Consider the following 20,970-nt stretch of genomic DNA (forward strand, 5'->3'; position numbering starts at 1 on the left):
TTAAAGAGTTAGATAAGGAACGAATTATGTCACGTGACGGCTCGGTGGCTCCTAAAGAGCGAATTAATATCCGTTATGTTCCAGCAACTGGCGATACGCAAGAAGACGTAGAGCTGCCGCTAAGCATGATGGTAGTTGGCGACTTTACTGCGCGTGCAGATGAGACACCAATTGAAGAACGTACTCCAATTAACATCGACAAAGACAACTTTAACGAAGTGCTAGAGGGCATGTCTCCAAACGTTAAAGTCAACGTTGAAAACCGTCTTTCTGATGAAGAAGGCGGCCAGATTGGTGTTGATCTGACCTTCCAAAACATGAAGGACTTCTCTCCTGAAGCGATCGCGAAAAGTGTACCTGAACTAAACAGCCTACTTGAGCTTCGCGAAGCCTTGGTTGCACTTAAAGGTCCTCTAGGAAACGTGCCTGCGTTCCGTAAGAAGATCGCATCGGTTCTTCAAGATGAAGAAGCGAGAAAGAAACTGTTGGATGAACTAAGCATTGGCAACGACCAAGACGCGAAAGAAGAGTAAGGGATATCATGTCTGCAGAAGCACAAGCGCCAGAACAAGAAGCAGCCTTAGTTGAATCAGGCTCACTTCTGGATAGCATTCTTAACGAAACACGTTTAAAGCCAAGTGATGAAGGTTTTGACGTTGCAAAACGCGGCGTAGAAGCATTCATCAGTGAGCTACTAAGCAGTTCGAACACAGAGAAAGTCGACCAATCTCTGGTTGATCTGATGATCTCTGAAATCGACCAAAAATTGTCTAAGCAAGTTGATGCAATTCTTCACAACGAAGAAGTTCAAGCGATTGAATCAACGTGGCGTGGCCTTAAGTACCTGGTTGATCACACTGACTTCCGCGAGAACATTCAAATTGAACTGATCTCTGCGAAGAAAGACGAAGTTCTTGATGACTTCGAAGACGCTCCAGAGGTGGTGAAGTCTGGCCTGTACAAGCAAATCTACACACGTGAATACGGCCAGTTCGGTGGTAAACCTGTTGGCGCCGTCATTTGTGATTACGCTATGTCAGCTTCGTCGCCTGACATCAAATTGATGGAATACATGGCTAACGTAGGTGCAATGTCTCACGCACCATTCATCACGTCGGCATCGGCTAAATTCTTTGGTCTAGACAGCTACGAAGAGCTGCCAAACCTAAAAGATCTGAAGTCTGTATTCGAAGGTCCACAGTACGCGAAATGGCGTGGTCTGCGTGAGCACGAAGATGCGCGCTACCTAGGTCTATGTACGTCTCGCTTTATGCTACGTACACCTTACTCTGTTGAAGATAACCCAATCAAGGCGTTTGACTACGATGAGCAAGTAACAGACAGCCATGATAACTACCTATGGGGCAACTCAGCGTACGCGATGGCGTCTAAGATCAGTGAATCATTTGCTAAGTACCGTTGGTGTCCGAACATTATTGGTCCTCAAAGCGGTGGTACTGTACAAGATCTACCGGTTTACAACTTTGAAGCTATGGGTCAAATCGAGACTAAGATCCCAACCGAGATCCTGGTTTCTGACCGTCGTGAGTACGAGCTAGCGGAAGAAGGCTTCATTGCGCTAACCATGCGTAAAGGTTCTGACAATGCGGCGTTCTTCTCTGCAAACTCTGTTCAAAAACCAAAAGTGTTTGCGAACACGCCTGAAGGCAAACAAGCCGAGATGAACTACAAGCTAGGTACTCAGCTTCCTTACATGTTCATTATCAACCGTTTAGCGCACTACATAAAAGTGCTACAGCGTGAGCAAATTGGTTCTTGGAAAGAGCGTTCTGACCTAGAAATCGAATTGAACAAGTGGATTCGTCAATACGTTTCTGACCAAGAGAACCCGCCAGCGGAAGTTCGTGGTCGCCGCCCACTTCGCGCTGCGAAGGTTGAAGTATCAGACGTAGAAGGCGATCCTGGCTGGTACAAAGTATCGATGTCTGTACGTCCTCACTTCAAGTACATGGGCGCAAGCTTCGACTTGTCTCTAGTTGGTAAGCTAGACCAATAACCCATTACTGAAACCATCAAGCAGCCAGTGAAGACTGGCTGCTTTTTTCGTAGGATCGCATATGGAAAAAGGTTACCGTCTTTTAGAGCGGATCGAGCTAGGAGAACCAAAAAACTGCTACGAGAAAGTGGTGTCTCATAAGCATTTGATTGAATCCATTCACTCGCATCTCGCTGACTTGTTGAATACGCATTCCGGCAACGCAATGATCGACAATGAGTATGGTCTGCCAGATTTTAACGACGTACTTTCTAACAACACAAACCTCGTTCGCCATATTCAAAAAAACATCACGTCAACCATAGAACGCTTTGAGCCCCGACTGCTGAATGTCGAGGTTCATTACCGTGAAGACCACCATAATCCATTACAACTCGGCTTTGGTATTCGCGGCGAAGTTTCCCATAACGGCGGTAAAGTCCCAATGTCGATCGATGTCTACATGGGAACCGACGGCCAATTTAACGTTTAGTAGGTGCCACTTGAGTAACAGTAAATACTTTCAAGATGAACTCACGTATTTACGCGAGTCGGGTAGTGAGTTTGCCAAATATCATCCGAAGTTAACTCACTTTCTCTCTGAAGGAACTTTTGATCCAGATGTCGAACGATTGCTGGAGGGTTTTGCTTTTTTGACCGGACGCATCCGCGAAAAGATTGACGATGAACTTCCTGAGCTAACGCAATCTCTGATGACTTTGCTGTGGCCACATTACATGCGTTCGATTCCGTCTTTGTGTATTAGCGAACTAAAACCCCATACCGGAAGTGTTACTGAGAAAACCGTGGTGAAACGTGGTGCGGAAATGGCCAGCGAGCAGGTAGAAGGCACGCAGTGTTTGTTCCGTACTTGTTATGACGTCAATCTATACCCAATTACGATTACTAACATTGAACAAACTAACAGCCGCACCAGCTCGATGATTGATGTGACGTTATCGACGGAGCATGGCCTTGAGCTGTCTCGTATCGGTTTAGATACGTTGCGTTTGCACCTGCATGGTGAGATTCATATTACTCGCACTGTCTTCTTATGGCTGTTCCGTTATCTAGATTACGTCGAGTTGGATGTTGGTGGTGGCTACAAACATCGTTTAGGGCCAGAGTACGTTAAGCCAGTCGGGCATGAAGAGGACGAGGCGCTGTTGCCTTACAGCAAAAATTCCTTTGCAGGCTACCGTTTGCTGCAAGAATTCTTCTCTTTGCCAGATAAGTTCATGTTCTTCGACATTAAAGGCTTAGAGTGGCTAAAAGGCATTCCACAGCGCAGTACGGTCAAAATCAAATTCCACTTTAAGCGTGCTTTGCCTTCAGAGGTGGTGCTTAAAGATAAACACTTAAGGTTGCACTGCACACCTGCCGTTAACTTGTTTGAAAAAGACGGCGATCCAATCCGTTTAGAGCATCGACGAAACGAGTACAAGGTGCGTCCACAAAGTAACACTCAAGAGCATTACGAGGTTTATTCCATTGAGCAAGTGGAGAGCTGGAGTAAAGACGAGCGTCGCCGAAAACCACTGATTGAATTTGAATCGTTTGAGCACCAAATCAACCAGCGTGATAAGAGAGAATTCTACAAATCCAAAGTGGGCGAGCGAGTAAGCGGAAGAGGGTTAGAGCGCTATATCTCATTCCATACTCACAATGGCGACATCGCGGATTTAGGGACTGAAACCGTATTGATGAAACTGCAATGCAGCAACGCGGATTTGGCAGAACGTCTTTCAGTGGGTGACATCACTTACGCGACCCACAAGTCACCAACGTATGCGACGTTTAAAAACATTACTAAGCCAACACAGTCAGTAAGTCCTCAGGTTAATGGTGAACTTCAATGGCAGTTGATTGCCAACATGTCGCTCAACTACTTGTCTTTGGCCAATATCGATGTGTTGAAAGTGTTGCTCTCGACTTACGACTTCCACTCTCGAGTCGATAGACAAGCCCACCGCGCGTCGATTCATCGACTTGATGGCATTATTTCTTCAGAGATGAAACCAATTGACCGCGTGTTCCGTGGCGTTTCTGTGCGTGGTAACCAGTTCAAGCTCGTGACGGACTCTAAGTTCTTCGTAAATGAAGGCGATATGTTCCTTATGGCCACGGTATTGAATGAATTTATCCGTTTGTATTCGAGTGTGAACTCCTTTACCGAACTAGAGGTGTTCGATGAAGCGACGGGCGAGGTTTACAACTGGGCAAGCCTAATCGGGCAGCAGACGATACTATGATTAACACACTTTCTGATAAGTCGAATGAGTTTAGTTTCTACCAAGCGGTGTTGCTGTTAGAGAAACACTACCAGTTGGAGCCAAACTCAAATTTTGTTGCCGTGGGCGAGAACAAATACTTCCATCAAGAGCGAATTGAGTTCAGCGTGTCGCCAAACCTGTGCTTTCCAAAGAGTGATATGGATTTTATTACTCATATGGAAAGAAACGGACAGCAATATTCACGTATTGAGACGAACTTTCTTGGCTTGCATGGTTCAAGCTCGCCCCTGCCTGCGTCTTACACTGAGAAACTCGTCGGTCGTGATCCCGATGATAACCCAGTGAAGGATTTCTTCGACTTTTTCCACAACCGCTATACAAGCTTACTGTATCGTGTTTGGAAGAAATACCGATATCACGTGCAGTACAAAAGCGGGGCAAGCGATGCGTTTTCTGGGCGCATACTGCATTTGGCTGGTCTGTCAAGCGTTATGCAAGATTGTGAAGTAGCGGAGTTAGATCGAGCGAAAGTTCTGTCTTACGTGAACCAGTTATCTACGCGTACGCGCTCACCCAAGCTTATTTCCGGTATTGTTTCGCACTACTTTTCACTGCCGAATGTGCGAATCGAAGAATGGGTTTATCGGCGGGTCGAGATTGCTGAAAGCCAGCGTAACAAACTCAATCGTTCCAATTGTATATTGGGGCAGAGCTTACACTTGGGACAAAGCATTGCGGATTTGAACGGCAAGTTTAACTTGTGTATCGACAACATTGATTTTGAAACGTTTAAGCAGTTTTCCTACGATGGTGAGTTACATAAGACGCTGGTGGGCTTGATGCGCTTTATTCTGCGTGACCCAATGTCGTGGGACCTAAAGTTGACAGTTAACCTAGACAGTATTCCAGAAAACAAACTGGGTAATGGAGAAGGGAACCAACTAGGTCAAACGTTCTGGCTAGGAAACCCAGGTGATAAAGACGCCAAAATTCGACTTATCGGAAGCATATAAGAAAGCCGCTCAACGAGCGGCCCTTTATGTTTTCCTCGAAGAGGTCAGAAAAGCTTAACGACTGATCGGCTGGTGCAGTACAACGGTAGTATCAAGCCTTTGAATGCCGTTAAATGATTCAATTTCATTACAAAGATGATGAATAGACTGCAGGTCGGGCGCTTCAATTAGGGCAATAATATCAAAGTTGCCACCAACAACGCTCGTTAAGCGAACCTCAGGGATTTCTTTAAGTGCATTCGTTACATCATTCTTCTTACCCTTTTCACAAGAGATCAGTAGATAACTAGCGGCTTTTCGCCCTTCATTTTCTACACGAATCTGTGCGGTATAGCCTTTGATAATACCGGTCTTTTCTAAACGATTAATTCTTTCTGCTACTGCTGTTCGAGACAAACCAATGTTTCGGGATAGATTCGCAATCGACTCTCGCCCATTCGACAATAGACTTGAAAGTATTTTTCGATCTAATTTATCTAAACCTTGTAAAGTCATGTTTGAAATCATGTGTTCTGCCTATTTTGTTTTTATATTGTTATTAAATCGACTCAGGGAGCGTAAAGTTATACAGCTCAGCAAGAGTGAATGGGTTTTTCTGTGTCAACGGAGTGATGCGTAAGCTCAAGTCCCTCCCTGACACTTTTATGTCACTGACAAAGCTGCCGTTATGAGTGTTTGTCAAGGTCGAGTCACCTAGCAATCTGTATATCGCCCATTGACCACTCTTATTTAAAACGTGCTGTCTGCCTTCATCGGTTACATCCTGGAGTGTGATACTAATATTGAAGTCACCATTTTGCGGTGGCCATGCCATTTCACGAATGCGGCTTGGACCGTGGTAGTAACTTATATTGGTATCTGCAATTTTTAAGCTCGCTCTAATCGCACTAGAATCAAGATCGAGTACTCTTGCACTAAACGGAATATGAACGCGGTTAGTGCTTTTATTAATTAATGTGTCTCGAATAACGTTATAGTTACGCAGTTGCACTAACAGAGCCGGAGAGATTGGCATCGTCTCGCCATCCACCTGTTTTGGCGTCCACAAATTGGTATCGTAGAACGGTGCAAAATTTTTCTGAATAAATGTGTCTAACAAGCCACCTGAAGCAAACAGTAATTCAAAATCTTCAATTGAGATTTCCTCGGTCGCTGTTAGATCAAATGGGTATCGTCCTAGCCCTATCTCTTTAAACTTGGTGTAAATCTCGCTGTACCATTGGGTTTGAATGCCTTTAGCGGACTCTTTAATCATGACTGACCAGCTTTGTTGAACCACATCTAACAACCAGCTACGAACGGGTTCCGGTGATTTTTGGGCAATCTGTTTAAGTTTTATTAATGGGTCAGCTTCACTGCTGTTCATTCGATGCTGAGCTGCCGCTAGCGCCGCCATTTGCGGGTCAGGTGCATCAGCAATGTCTTTCATATACGTGCGAACACGGCTTAGCGCTGTTACGGTCTCATCCCAAGGAGTAGGGGAGTTTGGTGTTTCACTGACCTGAAGTTGGTTTAATAAGTGAAAAGCTTGTTCAACACGTTTCATCAACAAGTAATCAGGCTTAACTACTTCCTCTACTGCGTCTGATGCGGAGTCTGCCGCTGCCACGAGTTTCGGGTCTAGCTTTGAAATCAGAGCATTTTTTTCACCAACGGGTGAAAATTGTGTGTTGGCATAGACCTGCTTCAGTACGGTTGTCATTGGTGAAGAAGGGCCCGAGATTAAGTCTATCGCGTTCGTTAGATCGCCGACATTGTCATAGTTCTGGACTTTTAGTTCACTCAGCGCATTGCGCCAATTACTGATGTAGTCGTCAGTATATTTTTTACGTACTTCCTCTTTGAAGGCTTCTTGTTCTTCACTAGTAGGAATAACGTGTTGTGATAGACCTAAAACCCAGTTGTCACTGATGACTTGTTGTGACATTAGGTCCACGCGTGGTCGATAAAAAGTGCTAAAACCAGTGGAGGTATAGATCTTATCTACGATCAAGCGTTCGCTATCGATTGGTGTGTTGAACACATTGCTAAACTCAAAACCCACAGCTCGTTGCAGATCTAGGGTTCCTAAATCAATCGAATTTGCTTCGTTTAAAATGCCTGCATAAACGAGATCAACATTCGAATTTGCTAGCAATGAGCGACGTGTTGCGCGAACAAGATCCATATTGATATCAATTGGATCAAACTGTGTGCGAAAGTAAGCGTCCAAATAGCGCATCGCCTGATTGACGACGTCATTTTGGTTGCTCAAGTCGTTCATCATTTGGAGAGTTTGATGACGCAAAAAACGGATATCACGCTTTGTTGGATCGTTTAGCATTAGATACCCCTTCAATAGAGGTAAAGCGCGTGTAAAAGTGTTTTGATTTTGTGTCAGTTGTAGACGGTAACCTTTCTCAATGAGAGGTATCAACTGTTGAGCAACGTCCTTAAGTAATGCTTCGTAAGCGATGCGAGTGCTTTGATCCAAACGGCTAATGTTGAGTGGTAATATCTCTTCATCCAAAGCCTTAGAACCTTTAAGCCACGCCCCATAAGAAGGCTCTATTGCTTTCGTCGCCTTCGCTAAAAGCTCATCGAATCTTGCATCTTGCTCCACTTGTGATTTGTCATCGATACTCAAGAGTTGATTCATCACATGTAAGTTACTGTCTAATGTCGTGAAAAAGAAGTAACTGCCCCCAGTAAGCAGGATAATAGAGCCGAGTATTGCCAAACGGCTTTGTCTCTGAATTAGACGAAGATACGTCTTGTTTTCGCCCGCAAAGTCGCTTTCCGGCAATATTTGTGAATCAATCAGAAAGCGAGAGAAATAAGGCGTTTCTGTTAACTGAGTATGCTCTGACGCGATAATAGGTAAGTTGAAGTAATTACTACAACTTTTTGCAAGTAAATTGTACTTGCGACCGCCTTGCAGACTCGAACTAAAGAAAATCTCACGGATGTCTAGTGAATAGACACCGTTGTTAACATCACATAGACGCTCAAGCACATAGCTGACTTCAGACCGACATAGCTCAAACTGCTTAGGGAAAGCGAGTATTGCTTGTTTCTCATCAATGTCCGTTGAATTAGCGGATGCATCTAGCGCATTACTTTCAAGCACTCTCACTAGATTTCGATAGCTATCGCGGTAGTACTCTGCAAATACACCTTTGGCTTCTTTTAGTGGGATAGAGAGGAACTCAACACGTGTCTTGAGAGAGCTAAAGTGCATGTATTCTTTAAAGCCGTCTAACTTGTCTAGCTTTGACATAATCAAATAGATTGGCAATGCTGAAGACGTTTTAGAGTTGATGGTACTCAAGCGCGCCAATAACGACGAAATGGTGTACTCTTTTTGTTCTGGCTCAGAGACGATCATGAACTCGAAATCGGTGAAGAATAGACAGCCTGAAAATGGCTTTCGAGGTCGATGATGAATAACTTCTTCAATGAACGTATTCCATAAAGAAGCATCACTGCTTGATACTTCCTGGAACACTAAGCGTTGGTCAGGTTTGATGTATACAGCGCTGTCAGATTCGTACCATTCAAAAAAGTCATTCTTAGCGGTTCTAGTGCGATCCATCGGTTTAATTGCACTAGAATTAAATAAAAATTGACGTCGCCCTGACCCTTTATTACCAAGCATCAGGTAAATTGGTTTCTTGCCTGAGTTAGCAAGAAGAGGCTGGATAACCATAGAAAGTGCTTCTTCCTCGGTTTCCAAATGTTGAGCTTTAGCGTTGTTCTTTTTCTTCAACCATAATGTGAATTGAAAAGTGACGTAAACCATGGCGATAACACCAAGGGTCAGCCAAAGATAAAGTTGATCGATTTCGTCAAGAAAAAGCAGATAAATAGTGGTGATAATTGCAACCACTAAAAACATCAATATAGTAGAAATCACCACTGGATTTCTAAACAGTTTTTGTTTGAACATAAGCCTAAAACTTCTTTAATTGTATTGTTATTTATTGTCAGTTTTTTCAGCTTGTAGCTGACTCAATTTATATAGGTAGATGTTCAGTAAAAGGGTTGCGCGGTCAATTTCCCTTTGCTGTGAATACTTTTCAGCGTATTCAATACGACCTAAAAGCGGGAATAACGAGTTACTGTATTCGTACGCCTTTTCAGAGTTCTTATCTACATTCTGTCTAGCTACGTTGGCAAACACCGTTCTTGCGTCTGAGAATCGCTTATAAACATCCATAAACTGGTCTTCTAAATGGGCGCTCTGTGTCAAAAAGTTTTGACGTAGCTGCTGTGCAGAAGACGAATCCGGATAGATTGCGATTAATTCATTGGTCAAGCTATCGAGCTCGCTGACGTTACTTACTTTTGCCGAGTCTAAAAACCAGTTATTCATCATAATATCGACACGATTAATGGCCTGCGTTTTCAATGACTGAGCATATTTTTTATTTTCGTAATCTAACGAGGCGACCAAATTTACAAGTTCATTAAGTGAAGCTTGATTAATTTTTTGCTCCAATGTTCGATAACGTTGTTGCTCGTACATGAAATGTGAACATATCGCAGTAACAATCAAACCAATAACGAAGTAGATCATAAATCGACCAGACTTTGCCGGTGATGCTTTCTCTTGGCTATTTAGGTTGGGTGATGACACCGGTGCCGGAGAGGGAGACACATTCACTTTAATTTCAGGTGCCTTCTGCGTTGCTGCAGGAGCGCTAGTGTTGGCTTGTTTTTTCTCGCGTAACTCAGCCGCAATTTGTTGTTCTTTTATCTGCTCAATCCATTGATTCAAAATACGGCGAATGCGACCTAATGACGGCGCTTCAATACCGTAATGAAGACGAAGCTCTTCCTCAATCCTCAAGCATAATTGATGTGCTGCCTCTATCAATGGAAGCTCTTCTGGTAACGCCCGATGCTTATTAATTCGTTTTTCAGTATGCTCTACCATCCATTCAATAGCGCTCATTCGTGCCTTTGACTTTGAATGCTCTGGATACGCGTTGAACCAATATACGACACACACATCAAGTATTGAGTTTAACCCTTCAACAAGGCCTCTTAAGCCGTCGTTATAGGTTGACGCAACGGTAAAGTAACAGCAACAACGTAGGTCTTTCGCTTGGGTACTCAAGATCTTTTTTGAGAGTGTTTGAACCGTTTTCCACGAGACTCTCCCTGTGACTTTATTCAGGTTGTTTATTTGACGTTTAATTTCGTCAAAATCCTCAGAACCATTAGGATTAGAGCCGCTTGGGTTATTTTCATCGATTGGTCTTCGAGCGAAGTCGGTAAAAAACATAAGGAAAGTTCCAACTGATCATATAGAAGTATTAAGTTATATAGGATTTCACTACTGTTATATTAAATTATAAGCAGTGCACATCTGCCGCAATTCTATAGACAAAATAAGCGGATTAGATAATAAAAATTCATTAAAAGAAATTAAATTACTTTTAGTGTGATCTTTGTTCATAATATTAATATCAATAGTTAAGTCTATTTATAAGAAGAAACTTATATATGAAGATAAGAACGTTGATTAAAAAGTAACTAAATTGTTATCGGAGATTACGTTTTGTTCAATTAGCAATCAAATTCTGTTACTTCTATTTAAATAGAAAGATTTACTGTCTCGTCACTTAATCTGTAGTCGGTTCTTTAGTTTTTGTTTGTAGGTAAAACAACCAACCTGATAGTTGAAATGTATTAAATTATAGGTGTTTTTTTAGGCTTATTGAAAAAGAGAATATAATTGATATCTTTCGCCTCTAAGTAGAATATCGGTTTTCCTAGAGGGACGAAATGCTAAAACCAAGTCAAATTGGGCTGATTTCAGCCATGTGTCTATTTTCTTCTGTTGCAATGGCAAAAGGGGAGCGATATGGACTCTCTACCAGTATGTTGACTATCGATAGCATTAAATACGATGAAGGTAAAAGTGGTGAGCAGGATACGCTTAGGTTCGGCTTGGTTCATACTCGTCCTATTGATGAAAACAATAACCGTTGGCGTTGGTGGTTAGGGCTAAACTATCTAGCAGAAGATATTGAAGCGCCAGCAAACGGCTTATATCAAGAAGCGACGAACTATGAACTTCGTGTTGTTCCTCAATATGCGTTGACTTCTTGGAGTGTTTTCACGCCATACGTTGGTGCGGGCTTGTCTGTCGGTTACTCGCAATATTCTAATCGCTGGCAAGTAGACCAAGAGGGCTATCGTTATGAGAGTGTTGAAGACATCGACCAGTTTGAGTTAGGTGCGGTTGTGACCCTTGGTACTGCTATAAAGTTAGGCAGTAATCCTGACGCCCATATACAAATTATCCCGCAGGCCTCTTATATCCTTCCGGTTGTAAATGATGGAATTGGTGGGCTTGAACTATCAGTTTCTTTGCTCTTTTGAGGTTCGTAAATGTACTCAAATCAGCTAGTTTTATTTATCTCAAAGTGTCCAGAGGAATACACCGGTGCAAAGCATATTGAAATGCCTGAAAGTGGTGGTTCGATAGGTCGTTCCCCAAGCTGTAGCGTGTCTTTAGCCGATCACAACCGCTTTATCTCGGGCACTCATTGTTTGCTCAGCGTGTATGGAGATACCTACTATATAAGTGACGTATCAACTAACGGCACAATGGTAAATGGGAATAAAATACTAAAAAATCAACCCGTTGCGATAGTTGATGGCGACATCATTTCTTTAGGGCAATATGAGATTGGTGTTTCTCTTGAGCACGTTACCTCAACACTAGACATCGCCGCTGATATTGCTCCTGAGCGAGTATCTAGCGATCCTCTGGTTAGTCTAGGAGATGCTGTTGTCGAAGAGGAAGAAAAAGTCGGTGCCTTAGAAGATTTGTTTATGGAGACTAAACAGGATGACATTGATTGTCATGATCCTGTTGCTCACCTTAACTTTTCGATGCAGCGAGATGACGATTACTTAATTCGTGATAATGAGCGTACAGAATCTGAACAACCTAGAACCGTGGAAAGCACGCGTCAGGTGGTCGATGACAGTTTCAGTATATATTCCGAATTTGATCAACCAAGCCTAATCCCTGAAGACTGGATGGCTGCGGAAACCAAGAGTAACGCATCAGTCAATGACGCATTAGCGCCAGAAAGCGGTAAGCCACATAGAGCCGATATTGCCTCAGCTGAGGTGATGCAACCTGGCACAGTAGCCCCAGATAGCGCGATTCAAAGACAACATCGTACGCCTAATGTTACTGAGATGGTCGTAGAACAGGCTAACACAGGGTCAAAATGGGAAGAGATGACCCAATCTTTTACGCCTTCTCCTAACACTAATCAGCAACTTCAAATACCTACGGCACAGCATGCGATAAACACCACGACGAAAGCACAAGTCGATACTGATGCGGCCGTTTGCTCTCAAGATATAGCGCAAGCGTTTTTTGATGGTTTGGGTATTCGAAATCCAGAGTTGATGACAAACGAGGCGCAGTTATTCAAGCAAATGGGCACTTGCTTGCGTTTATGTATTGATAACCTACAGAAAGAGTTGCACGAAGTGGAATCGTTAAAAGATGAGCAGAGTGCGAGTGAGGCTAACTCGAACATCGCAGAGCTAATGCTTACTTTGAATAGTCAGCAATTACTGGCTCCAAATGAACTGGTTGAACAAATGCTCGATGAGCTGAACGACCACCAAGTTATGTTTAACAAAGCACTGAATGAGCTCATTTTAGAACAGTCAGAAACGAACGATCCCGTAGCATTTGCTAACAGGGTCGCTAGCCAGTCTTTGTTCTCAACTAAGTCAAAGCTGTGGGCCGAATACCTAGATTTCTACACTAATAATCGTCGCCTGCTTAATGAAACATCCTTAAAAGGGCTGATTAAGAAAAACTATAACAAAGTGATTAAGGGAAACCATGCGTAGTATCGCCGTATTACTCGGATTTGCCATGTTGTCCGGTTGTTCCATGTGGGATCAATTTAAAGAGTCCACTGGTATCACACCAGAAACTTCGTCGATTGAATTGGTTATTGAGGCATCACCTGTACTCAATGTGAGAAATGGGGGCCAGTCATCTCCAGTTATTCTCCGTCTTCACGAATTAAGTTCGCCAGTATTGTTCCGAAGCTTAGATTTCTTTGCCTTGTTTGAGAGCGATAAAGCGTCGTTGGGTGATGAGTACATCAAACGTTACGAATATCAAATACAGCCAGGTGGAAAAGTTCATGAAATGCTAACTCTAGACCCTGACACTCGTGCCGTCGGTTTTTCAGTGGCTTTTCGTGATATTGATGGTTCGTCTTGGCGAAAAGTGGAAGTTATTGAAGAGAAGAGCGAGTACTACATCAAGCTCAAGTTAGAGGGCAGTGAGTTAATTTCTGATAACACTCGCGGCATTGAACAGGTTTACTTTTAAGGGATAGAAACATGTCTTTATACAATCCAGTTGTTTGGCAAGATGGAATGTTCATGAAGCCGCAGCATTTTCAACAACTCGATCGTTCGCAAAGTAAACTATCGAGCCTACTGAGTGCCAATGCATCGCCTTTGCATTGGGGAATTAAACGTTTAGAAATCAACTCTCAGTTACTAGCACTGGGTAAAATCGGTATTACTCGTGCTGAAGGTATTTTACAAGACCGGACACCATTTGAGCTTCCGTTGCTTGCTGAGCTGCCTGAAGTGAAAGATGTAGATCCTTCGATTGCCGATAAAGTCGTTTATTTGTGCTGTCCGTTACCATCGGAACGTTCTGAGTTATTTGGTACCAAAAAAGACGGTGCGCGCTATACGATGGAATCTCAAGAAGCGGTTGACGCTTGTTATGATTCGGAAGACATGGCAAATATCGTCGTCGGTAAGCTTAACTTTTGCTTAATGTACGATCATGAAGATAAGAGTGCTTACACGTCTATTCCGATCTTAAAGATCTCAGAAGTGAAGCCTGATGGCAGCGTGATCTTAGATGATAGTTTCATTCCTACCTGCATCGATATTCATGCGTCGACAGTACTGAGTAAATTTGCGACCGAGTTTGCTTCTATGTTGAAGCATCGCGCGGAATCGATAGTTCAGCGATTAGGGGTGGTGGATCAACAAGGCGTATCATCGGTTTCTGACTTTATGCTATTGCAAGCGCTCAACCGATACGAACCCTTGTTTTGGCATTTCGCAAGCACAGAAGCTGTGCATCCTGAGTCTTTGTATCGAATTCTTCTTCAGGCAGAGGGTGAGCTTTCGACGCTGTGCTCAACGACACGCCGACCTATTGAGTTTACGAAGTACAATCATGGTGATCTTACTAGCTGTCTTTCTCGCGTCCTAGACAGTGCGAAAATGACATTGAGCGTGATGTCTGAGCAAAGAGCAATTCCACTGACCTTAAAAGATCAGAACTATGGCATCAGAACGGCAGCAATCCCTGACAATAAGATCATTGATACGACAACCTTTATCCTCGCGGTTAAAGCCGACGTGACCTTGGATGTTCTGCATACCCAGTTTGTCAGCCAAACGAAGATCGGTTCTATCGATAACATACGTGACTTGATTAACCTTCAACTGCCTGGGATTGAGATCAAACCAATGCCAGTTGTGCCACGCGCGCTGCCGTATCACGCTGGCTACACCTATTTCGAGCTCGATAAAACGGGCGAAGAGTGGATGGCATTGAAGAACACTGCTGCGATTGCGATTCACGTTGCGGGCGATTTCGCTAACTTATCATTGCAACTTTGGGCCGTTCGTCTATGAGTTACGCAGAAACCGACGTCACCGTAGTCTTATTCCAACCAGAGCCTGGCAAACCAATGGAGGTAATGCCAGCGCCTGACTTATCGAGAAACATCGCAGTACAAGATCTATCTATCGACAACATGGGTATTAACCCGCTAGTGGACCAGTTCTCATGGTTGATCGCCAGTCTGTCTTGTATGTCTTCGATCCCTTGGCTTGATGACCCGATGCCATTTCGTGAACAAGTGGCACGTGAGATTCGAAAAGGTGAACGAAAACTTAATGAAATGGAGCTCGATCGTGCTTCGGTTCTTGTTATTCGTTACTGCTTGTGTGCGGCGATTGATGAATCTGTTTGTCGACAAGAGTGGGGGGCAAATAGTCACTGGAGCCAGAACAGCTTACTGTCTGAGTTCCACAACGAAACATCTGGTGGTGACAAGTTTTTCGTTATTCTCGACCGCTTAAAAGCCGACCCTCGCAAATACCGTCACGTTATAGAGTTTCTCTATTTATTGCTTCAACTTGGTTTCCAAGGCAAGTACGGCCGTGAAGAGCGTGGCAACGAAAAGTTAGCGGAAATTGGCAGCACCATTTATCGATTAGTGCGAGATGACCGCCTAGCAGAACAAGAAAAAGTTTCTTTAATCAACCTTAAAGCTAAATATCTAAAGAAGCCGTTGAAAAGGGTAATTTCACCCAAGCTGATCTTGAGTCTTAGTGCGATGACGTTTGCGCTTATGTATGCGGCAACCTACATCGTCATAGACTTAAAATTTCAGCAACTGCTTGAAATGTATAGATAACCAGAGATCTAAAATGAGATCTTCTGCCAGTTTTAGGGCTTATTGTGAATATCACTGGTCTTTTAGTGAAATTCACTAGTTATTTAGAGAGATTGCAGTTTGCGATCTCTTTTATCATTCAATCAATAAAATTCAAATGGATTGGTTATGGGCGTAACAGTTGGTGCGAATGGACTTTCGATAGTTCATAAAGGCTCAGGTGGTGAAGCGAATGCAACGCTCCCAGATGTTTGTTTAACTAAGGTCGGCAAGCCAGTCGTCCCTATCCCTTATGGCAACAATGCTAAATCAGCAGACCTTGCTGGTGGGACTACGACAGTCTCTATGGATGGCGGTAACAGTGTCGCAATCAAGGGCAGTACGTTCTCAAAAAGTACCGGCGATGCGGGCGGTGACAGAAAAGGCGTTTCCTCTGGCACGATAGAAGCTGAAGCAAAATTCATTTCAGCCTCACCAACGGTTAAATTTGAAGGTAAGGGCGTATGTCGCCTGTCCGATCAAATGACCATGAACAAAGCCAACACCATGTGTTTGGGTGGGGCACAAAACCCATCGGTTTCTGTTACGGAAGAGCAGGAAGGGACGTATACGCTGGATATAGAATGCAAATATCCAAATGGGCTCCCTTACTCTAATGCACAATTTTCTTTAGTCGAACCTTCAGGTGCTGTCATTGGGAGTGGAGTGCTGGACTCTAGCGGAAAAGCATCTGTTAATGGTCTCGCTCTAAAAGAATGCAAGTTAGTGCTCAGCGAAACTCAAGACTCTTATACGCCGAACCAATCTTTAGCTGAAAATATTGTGACGGAAACTTACCCTGATCCGAATGATTTTTGTACGTTTGTCGCAGGCCGCCGCTCGCCATTTTGGGAAGATCGTGTTGGGGTTGCTAATGACTGGGGGATATTGATGTCCCCATCCTTCAGTGATGATGACTTTAAAGACATTGTGTTAGAGCAAAGCCGTATATCGTCTCCTTATGCGATTAGTCAAAATCACTCTAAAGATTTTTCTGATGCTTATGTTTCGGCACTTTATCACATCCAAACTGATACTACTGCGCTAGAGAAATATGAACCTTTAGTTGAACTGCTCTTGGAGCAAGTGCACGAAAATGGCGATATATTGAGAGTCTTATATCAAGCTGATGTGTTTGAGCCTCCCTATGAATTATTAGCGAAGCTTCGCTTTTTAGGGACTGGAAATACTGTGAAGTATTTGCAGTTTGTTTTATGGACGTTGATAAACAATCAAATCTGTTCATACATCGATGAGCTAAACAGTGAAATCATCGGTCGTTTAGATTTCATACAAAGCCAAGCTTCTGCAAGATCGTTGAGTTCTGTTGAAGAGGGTATAAACGGTTATAAAAAAGCACTTAACCACTTCAAAAAAGCACTTCCTGACGTCATTAGCCAAATTTTCGAAACCAAAAATGACACCCTAATTTCTATATCGGCAATGGCCCTTGGGAGTACCGTTAACATAGCGAGCCAATCTAGCTTTGCTACTAATTTAGGTAGGGTTAATGCGGTGGTGTACACGAAGTCAAACAACTTGAACCGCCCATCATTTGTCACTTTTGACGATAACTTTTCTGACTAGGACATTTAAATCATGGATGCAGTTTTTCCGATAGCGCAACGAGAAGGTGACGCTTACTACACGCTCAGTGATTTTACGAAATTGTTTGATCAAGCTAAGAGCGGTCGTTATTTAATAGGACAAGGGTACGGTTGGCATAGTGGCATTCACTTAACATCAAAAATGTTACCGTGGGGGAAAGGGCTCAGACCTATTCAAGCGATGCTTGATGGAAAAATAGTGGCATTTCGCATAAATCCTGATTACCTAACATCAACGTACCAAGAGCAAGAGTTTAAGTATAGTAATAACTTTGTGCTTATCGAGCATGAGGCTGTAAACCCCGAAGATAATGAAGATGTATTTAAGTTCTATACACTTTATATGCACCTTGCGCCACCTTCAGATATTGGCGCCAATTCATCTATAACCACGCGTTACCGTTTACAAGAAGCGAGAAATGTACGCACTTTCAAACATAGTGATGTGCCTACTAATTCTGGTGAAGAAAAACAGTCGATGTCTAAAGGAACATTACTTGAATACCTGTATGCAGAAGAGAAGGAGACCCATCCATACCAGATCGACAAAAATACCTACAAAATGATAAAGTGCCGTGTGGTAGAGAATGGTAAATCGGCAAGTGGTAGCGAAAAAGCACTGTTAAACAAGATTGTTTGGTTTGCTTCGGGTCTCAATAGTGACTTTGACATTTTAGAAGATTCCTCTGCTGTCCTATCAGAACCAGTTTCAGAACCTAAATGGATGTCGGACAAGGCGGCAATGATTAGGGACGGTAGTGTGGTTTCTTTACTCCCACTCCTATTTAGAGAGGGGATAAAGGTTTCAGCTGGGGAAGATATCGGTTACATGGGACTGCATGAGTACAGTAACGATGCAATTGGAACTAAGAAAGAAGATAATCGTGTGCATATCGAGATGTTCTCTTTTGAGGAGCCGCCCGAATTTTTCAAAAAACAGATTTCTCCCAAAAATGCGGAAGAAAATCCACTTGTTGTTCTCGATGGGGCCGATAGTAGCGGTGCCGTTGATATGAGTAATTCGTTTATTCAGCAATTACTTGAATCTGTGACAGAAGATCAAGTAACGGACTTCTCCTCGTTCACTGCTCGCGATGCCAAAGTATACTTAGACGGTAAGCGTAAACACTTTCAGCGATTTATTGTGAAACATCCTACAGATTGGCATACAGAGTCGTCACAAAGTCTTTATGAATCAATCCATCAGACCGCAAAGGAAGCTCTAGATATTAAGTGCTCCGCTGGTTTTGTGACTATAGAGGACTACCGTAACTCCCCATGGCGCGATCAAGTGATGGATAGCTTTGATCTTTTCTCGCAATTCGAACTGGAAAGAGCAGATAAGTTCTCATGGATGCAAGATTTACAAGGTGATTTGCAACTAAGCGATGATAAGAGCCTTTGGCATTATTGGCCTTTTGTTAATTCTTTTGTTTCGGGTTACTACGTGACTCAAAAGCAAATGAATCTGATGTTTCCAGATTCTTCCCTCAGTAAAAGAGAAGAAGTGCGTGACTTATTTAATAAATATGCTAGTAGCTTTGAAATAAATACCAATGAACGAGCAGCACAATTTTTTGCTCAGATAAGAGCTGAAGTTGGTTCGAAACTAGAAGGTAATGAAGAGGACTTATGGTATTCTGTCGATAGGTTAAAAGAAATGTTTAAGCGTTACTTCAATAAATACCCTGAAGAAGCAGTTAGTCTTGGCTATATACGAATTGATGAAAGTGAATACAAAGCACTTTCACAGGCGGATAAGAAAAAGTATGTGAGAAGAAGAAGCTATTATTATAGCCAGCTTCCTCAGGAAGATGAGATAGCGAAACGTGTTTATTCTTGTGACTCACCAGATGGCCATTTTGTACTCGTCAAGGGAGGGGACGTTTCTGGATTGAGGTATAAGGGGAAGGGGTTTATACAGTTAACTTGGAAATATAACTATGACGCTGTTCAAACTAGATTGGAAAATAAAATTCAAGACTTGAGTTTTAATATTTCAGATGACCCTTACTCGGTTTTGAAAACCAAAGAAGGTTTTTTAGCTGCTCTTGGCTTTTGGGATGTTAATAATTTGAATGAGAAAGTGTCCGGAACTATAGCTAGTACAAATAGTATCACTAATGTTGTTAACTCACGCCTTCCACGTTCTGACAAAGAAAAAAGAACAAAGTATTTTTTGGATATATATGAGGTTTTATGTAATGAATAAATTTTTAGTAAGGTTGATCGTATTTATATCCTCAGCTTTATTTAGCTTTAGTTCTTTTTCTCAAGTTGAAGATTTATTTTTAATAGATCTTAAAAATAAAAAAGTTGAAATTGAGGTAAATAAAATTGATGGAGATTATTACTTTTCAAAATCTGAGCAACGTTTTTTAGGTCAAGATATATTGCTTGGTGATAATCAAATATCAACGATTTCAGGCAATGAGAGTAATTATCCTGATATTTTAGAAGATGATATTAATTATAAATTGATTATATCAAATACTCTAGTAAAGAAACTGGGTTATTCAGTCGACCAAAATGTTGGAAACAATATTATATTAACAACAACACAGGAAGATAATTCTAATTATAGTTTTATTTTGGTTTATTCTTACAAAAATAATAAAATTGTTCTAACCGATGTTTTATATCTCGAAGAGAGTTTTGATAAAAGAGAAGGAAAAAAAACGATATATAAAGTCAATGTGCAATCTCCAGAGAGTATTATTAATTTGGAAAGTTATGATAGAAGAGCACTCTCTGATTTTATAGTTAACAATTTATATAAATCTGTACAAGATATGACGATCGACATTAACTTATGAACAGTATAGAAGACTAGAGTAGTTGTTGATGAATGTTTCATTTTTTGGAATGTCCGATGTATGTTCGCGTTCTCTATTTTGACAAGGCTCAGTATTGTTTTTATTTTTAAATTCAGTCGATAAACTTAAGTTTAATATGGTTTGTAAATTTATTAAGGTAGTGGGGTTTTTATTTATTTTTCCGTTACCATTTTTTGTAAATGCAGACTGCGAACAAGACCCTGTTGTATTTACATGTAATTTGGAAAATAAAGACGGTGGCTTGAAAGCTTGTTTTAATCAAGCCGAGAATTCGATGTACTTCGTTGTTGACGAAAATGGGTTGAAAACAGTTTATGCCCCACGAAAGGGGAAGAGTTTAGATAACTATAAATGGATAGATATTTCTCTTGAAGAACCTGAATTCATTCCTTTGAAATTTGAAGTAAATGAAAACAAGAATGCGTACTTTTCATTGACTAGAGGTGGTGGACGGTTGAGTGTCGTTGCTAGCTTCGTTGACATGATTGAAGATGAAAATGCTGTTGAGTACTACTGTGAATTGGGAACTGATACAGCTCTGGATCCCAACGTTAGATTAAAAATAAAACACGTAAAGCCTAATGAGTTTGAAGCTTGGGGTTAAATAGCAATAGATTCCGGTGAGAGCCTAAATAAAATTCATTGTAATAAAAAGTTAGCTTTTCTAGAAAATCTACTCGAGACGTTTGGATAAGAAATGTTCAGATAAAAAGCGCCGAAAGGCGCTTTTTATTTTCTTTAAAATAAAGTATGGTCTCCCTCCTTTTAAAAT

General features: G+C 42.0%; 16 protein-coding genes and 1 pseudogene. 14 read left to right on the forward strand and 3 right to left on the reverse strand.

Features of this window, described 5'->3' with window-relative positions; all coding sequences use genetic code 11:
- Window positions 1-26: 26 nt before the first annotated feature.
- From tssB to tssG, 5 genes are all read left to right on the forward strand, one after another.
- Window positions 27-533: a type VI secretion system contractile sheath small subunit gene (tssB, locus tag R7P69_RS06240; protein WP_005373381.1), complete on the forward strand. Its 507-nt coding sequence runs from the start codon at window positions 27-29 to the stop codon at window positions 531-533.
- Between the two features lie 8 nt (window positions 534-541).
- Window positions 542-2,017 (forward strand): type VI secretion system contractile sheath large subunit, encoded by a 1,476-nt coding sequence (tssC, locus tag R7P69_RS06245; protein ID WP_005373378.1) that lies wholly within the window; start codon window positions 542-544, stop codon window positions 2,015-2,017.
- A gap of 61 nt (window positions 2,018-2,078) precedes the next feature.
- Complete coding sequence (tssE, locus tag R7P69_RS06250; RefSeq protein ID WP_005373376.1) at window positions 2,079-2,489, forward strand: type VI secretion system baseplate subunit TssE; 411 nt, start codon at window positions 2,079-2,081, stop codon at window positions 2,487-2,489.
- Between the two features lie 10 nt (window positions 2,490-2,499).
- Window positions 2,500-4,248: a type VI secretion system baseplate subunit TssF gene (gene tssF, locus R7P69_RS06255; RefSeq protein WP_017633756.1), complete on the forward strand. Its 1,749-nt coding sequence runs from the start codon at window positions 2,500-2,502 to the stop codon at window positions 4,246-4,248.
- Window positions 4,245-5,243 (forward strand): type VI secretion system baseplate subunit TssG, encoded by a 999-nt coding sequence (gene tssG, locus R7P69_RS06260; RefSeq protein ID WP_017820372.1) that lies wholly within the window; start codon window positions 4,245-4,247, stop codon window positions 5,241-5,243. The genes tssF and tssG overlap by 4 nt, the downstream gene beginning before the upstream one ends.
- A 54-nt stretch (window positions 5,244-5,297) precedes the next feature.
- On the opposite strand, the gene R7P69_RS06265 is transcribed toward tssG, so the two are convergent.
- From R7P69_RS06265 to R7P69_RS06275, 3 genes are read right to left on the reverse strand one after another with little or no spacing between them, the layout of a single operon-like run.
- Entirely contained in the window at window positions 5,298-5,750 is a 453-nt protein-coding gene (locus R7P69_RS06265; RefSeq protein WP_005373369.1) for an Lrp/AsnC family transcriptional regulator, read from the reverse strand.
- Window positions 5,751-5,781: 31 nt separating this feature from the next.
- The gene (gene tssM / locus R7P69_RS06270) at window positions 5,782-9,171 is read right to left on the reverse strand and encodes a type VI secretion system membrane subunit TssM (protein WP_238952722.1); all 3,390 of its coding nucleotides are present in this window, start codon (window positions 9,169-9,171) and stop codon (window positions 5,782-5,784) included.
- 27 nt (window positions 9,172-9,198) lie between these two features.
- Complete coding sequence (locus tag R7P69_RS06275) at window positions 9,199-10,512, reverse strand: type VI secretion system ImpA family N-terminal domain-containing protein (protein ID WP_213971994.1); 1,314 nt, start codon at window positions 10,510-10,512, stop codon at window positions 9,199-9,201.
- A gap of 503 nt (window positions 10,513-11,015) precedes the next feature.
- On the opposite strand from R7P69_RS06275, the gene R7P69_RS06280 reads away from it, so the two are divergent.
- From R7P69_RS06280 to R7P69_RS06320, 9 genes and pseudogenes are all read left to right on the forward strand, one after another.
- Window positions 11,016-11,615, forward strand: a complete 600-nt coding sequence (locus R7P69_RS06280; protein WP_017633753.1) for a hypothetical protein — start codon at window positions 11,016-11,018, stop codon at window positions 11,613-11,615.
- Between the two features lie 9 nt (window positions 11,616-11,624).
- Window positions 11,625-13,118: a type VI secretion system-associated FHA domain protein gene (locus tag R7P69_RS06285; RefSeq protein ID WP_238952721.1), complete on the forward strand. Its 1,494-nt coding sequence runs from the start codon at window positions 11,625-11,627 to the stop codon at window positions 13,116-13,118.
- The gene (gene tssJ / locus R7P69_RS06290) at window positions 13,111-13,611 is read left to right on the forward strand and encodes a type VI secretion system lipoprotein TssJ (RefSeq protein WP_005386118.1); all 501 of its coding nucleotides are present in this window, start codon (window positions 13,111-13,113) and stop codon (window positions 13,609-13,611) included. The genes R7P69_RS06285 and tssJ overlap by 8 nt, the downstream gene beginning before the upstream one ends.
- An 11-nt stretch (window positions 13,612-13,622) precedes the next feature.
- On the forward strand, window positions 13,623-14,948 hold the full coding sequence (gene tssK, locus R7P69_RS06295; protein WP_005373357.1) for a type VI secretion system baseplate subunit TssK: 1,326 nt from the start codon (window positions 13,623-13,625) through the stop codon (window positions 14,946-14,948).
- Window positions 14,945-15,736 carry a type IVB secretion system protein IcmH/DotU gene (gene icmH, locus R7P69_RS06300; RefSeq protein ID WP_005373354.1) on the forward strand — a complete coding sequence of 264 codons (792 nt, stop codon included), beginning with the start codon at window positions 14,945-14,947 and terminating at the stop codon, window positions 15,734-15,736. Before tssK ends, icmH begins: the two co-directional genes overlap by 4 nt.
- 147 nt (window positions 15,737-15,883) lie before the next feature.
- A pseudogene (locus tag R7P69_RS25375) lies at window positions 15,884-16,331 on the forward strand (DUF4150 domain-containing protein); the annotation flags it as partial.
- Window positions 16,332-17,353: 1,022 nt separating this feature from the next.
- On the forward strand, window positions 17,354-19,573 hold the full coding sequence (locus R7P69_RS06310; protein WP_238952720.1) for a hypothetical protein: 2,220 nt from the start codon (window positions 17,354-17,356) through the stop codon (window positions 19,571-19,573).
- Window positions 19,566-20,177 (forward strand): hypothetical protein, encoded by a 612-nt coding sequence (locus tag R7P69_RS06315; RefSeq protein ID WP_053307572.1) that lies wholly within the window; start codon window positions 19,566-19,568, stop codon window positions 20,175-20,177. The genes R7P69_RS06310 and R7P69_RS06315 overlap by 8 nt, the downstream gene beginning before the upstream one ends.
- Before the next feature lie 94 nt (window positions 20,178-20,271).
- Window positions 20,272-20,802 (forward strand): hypothetical protein, encoded by a 531-nt coding sequence (locus R7P69_RS06320; protein WP_238952719.1) that lies wholly within the window; start codon window positions 20,272-20,274, stop codon window positions 20,800-20,802.
- Window positions 20,803-20,970: the final 168 nt, after the last annotated feature.

This window comes from Vibrio sp. 661 (assembly GCF_033339315.1).
Taxonomy (GTDB): domain Bacteria; phylum Pseudomonadota; class Gammaproteobacteria; order Enterobacterales; family Vibrionaceae; genus Vibrio; species Vibrio alginolyticus.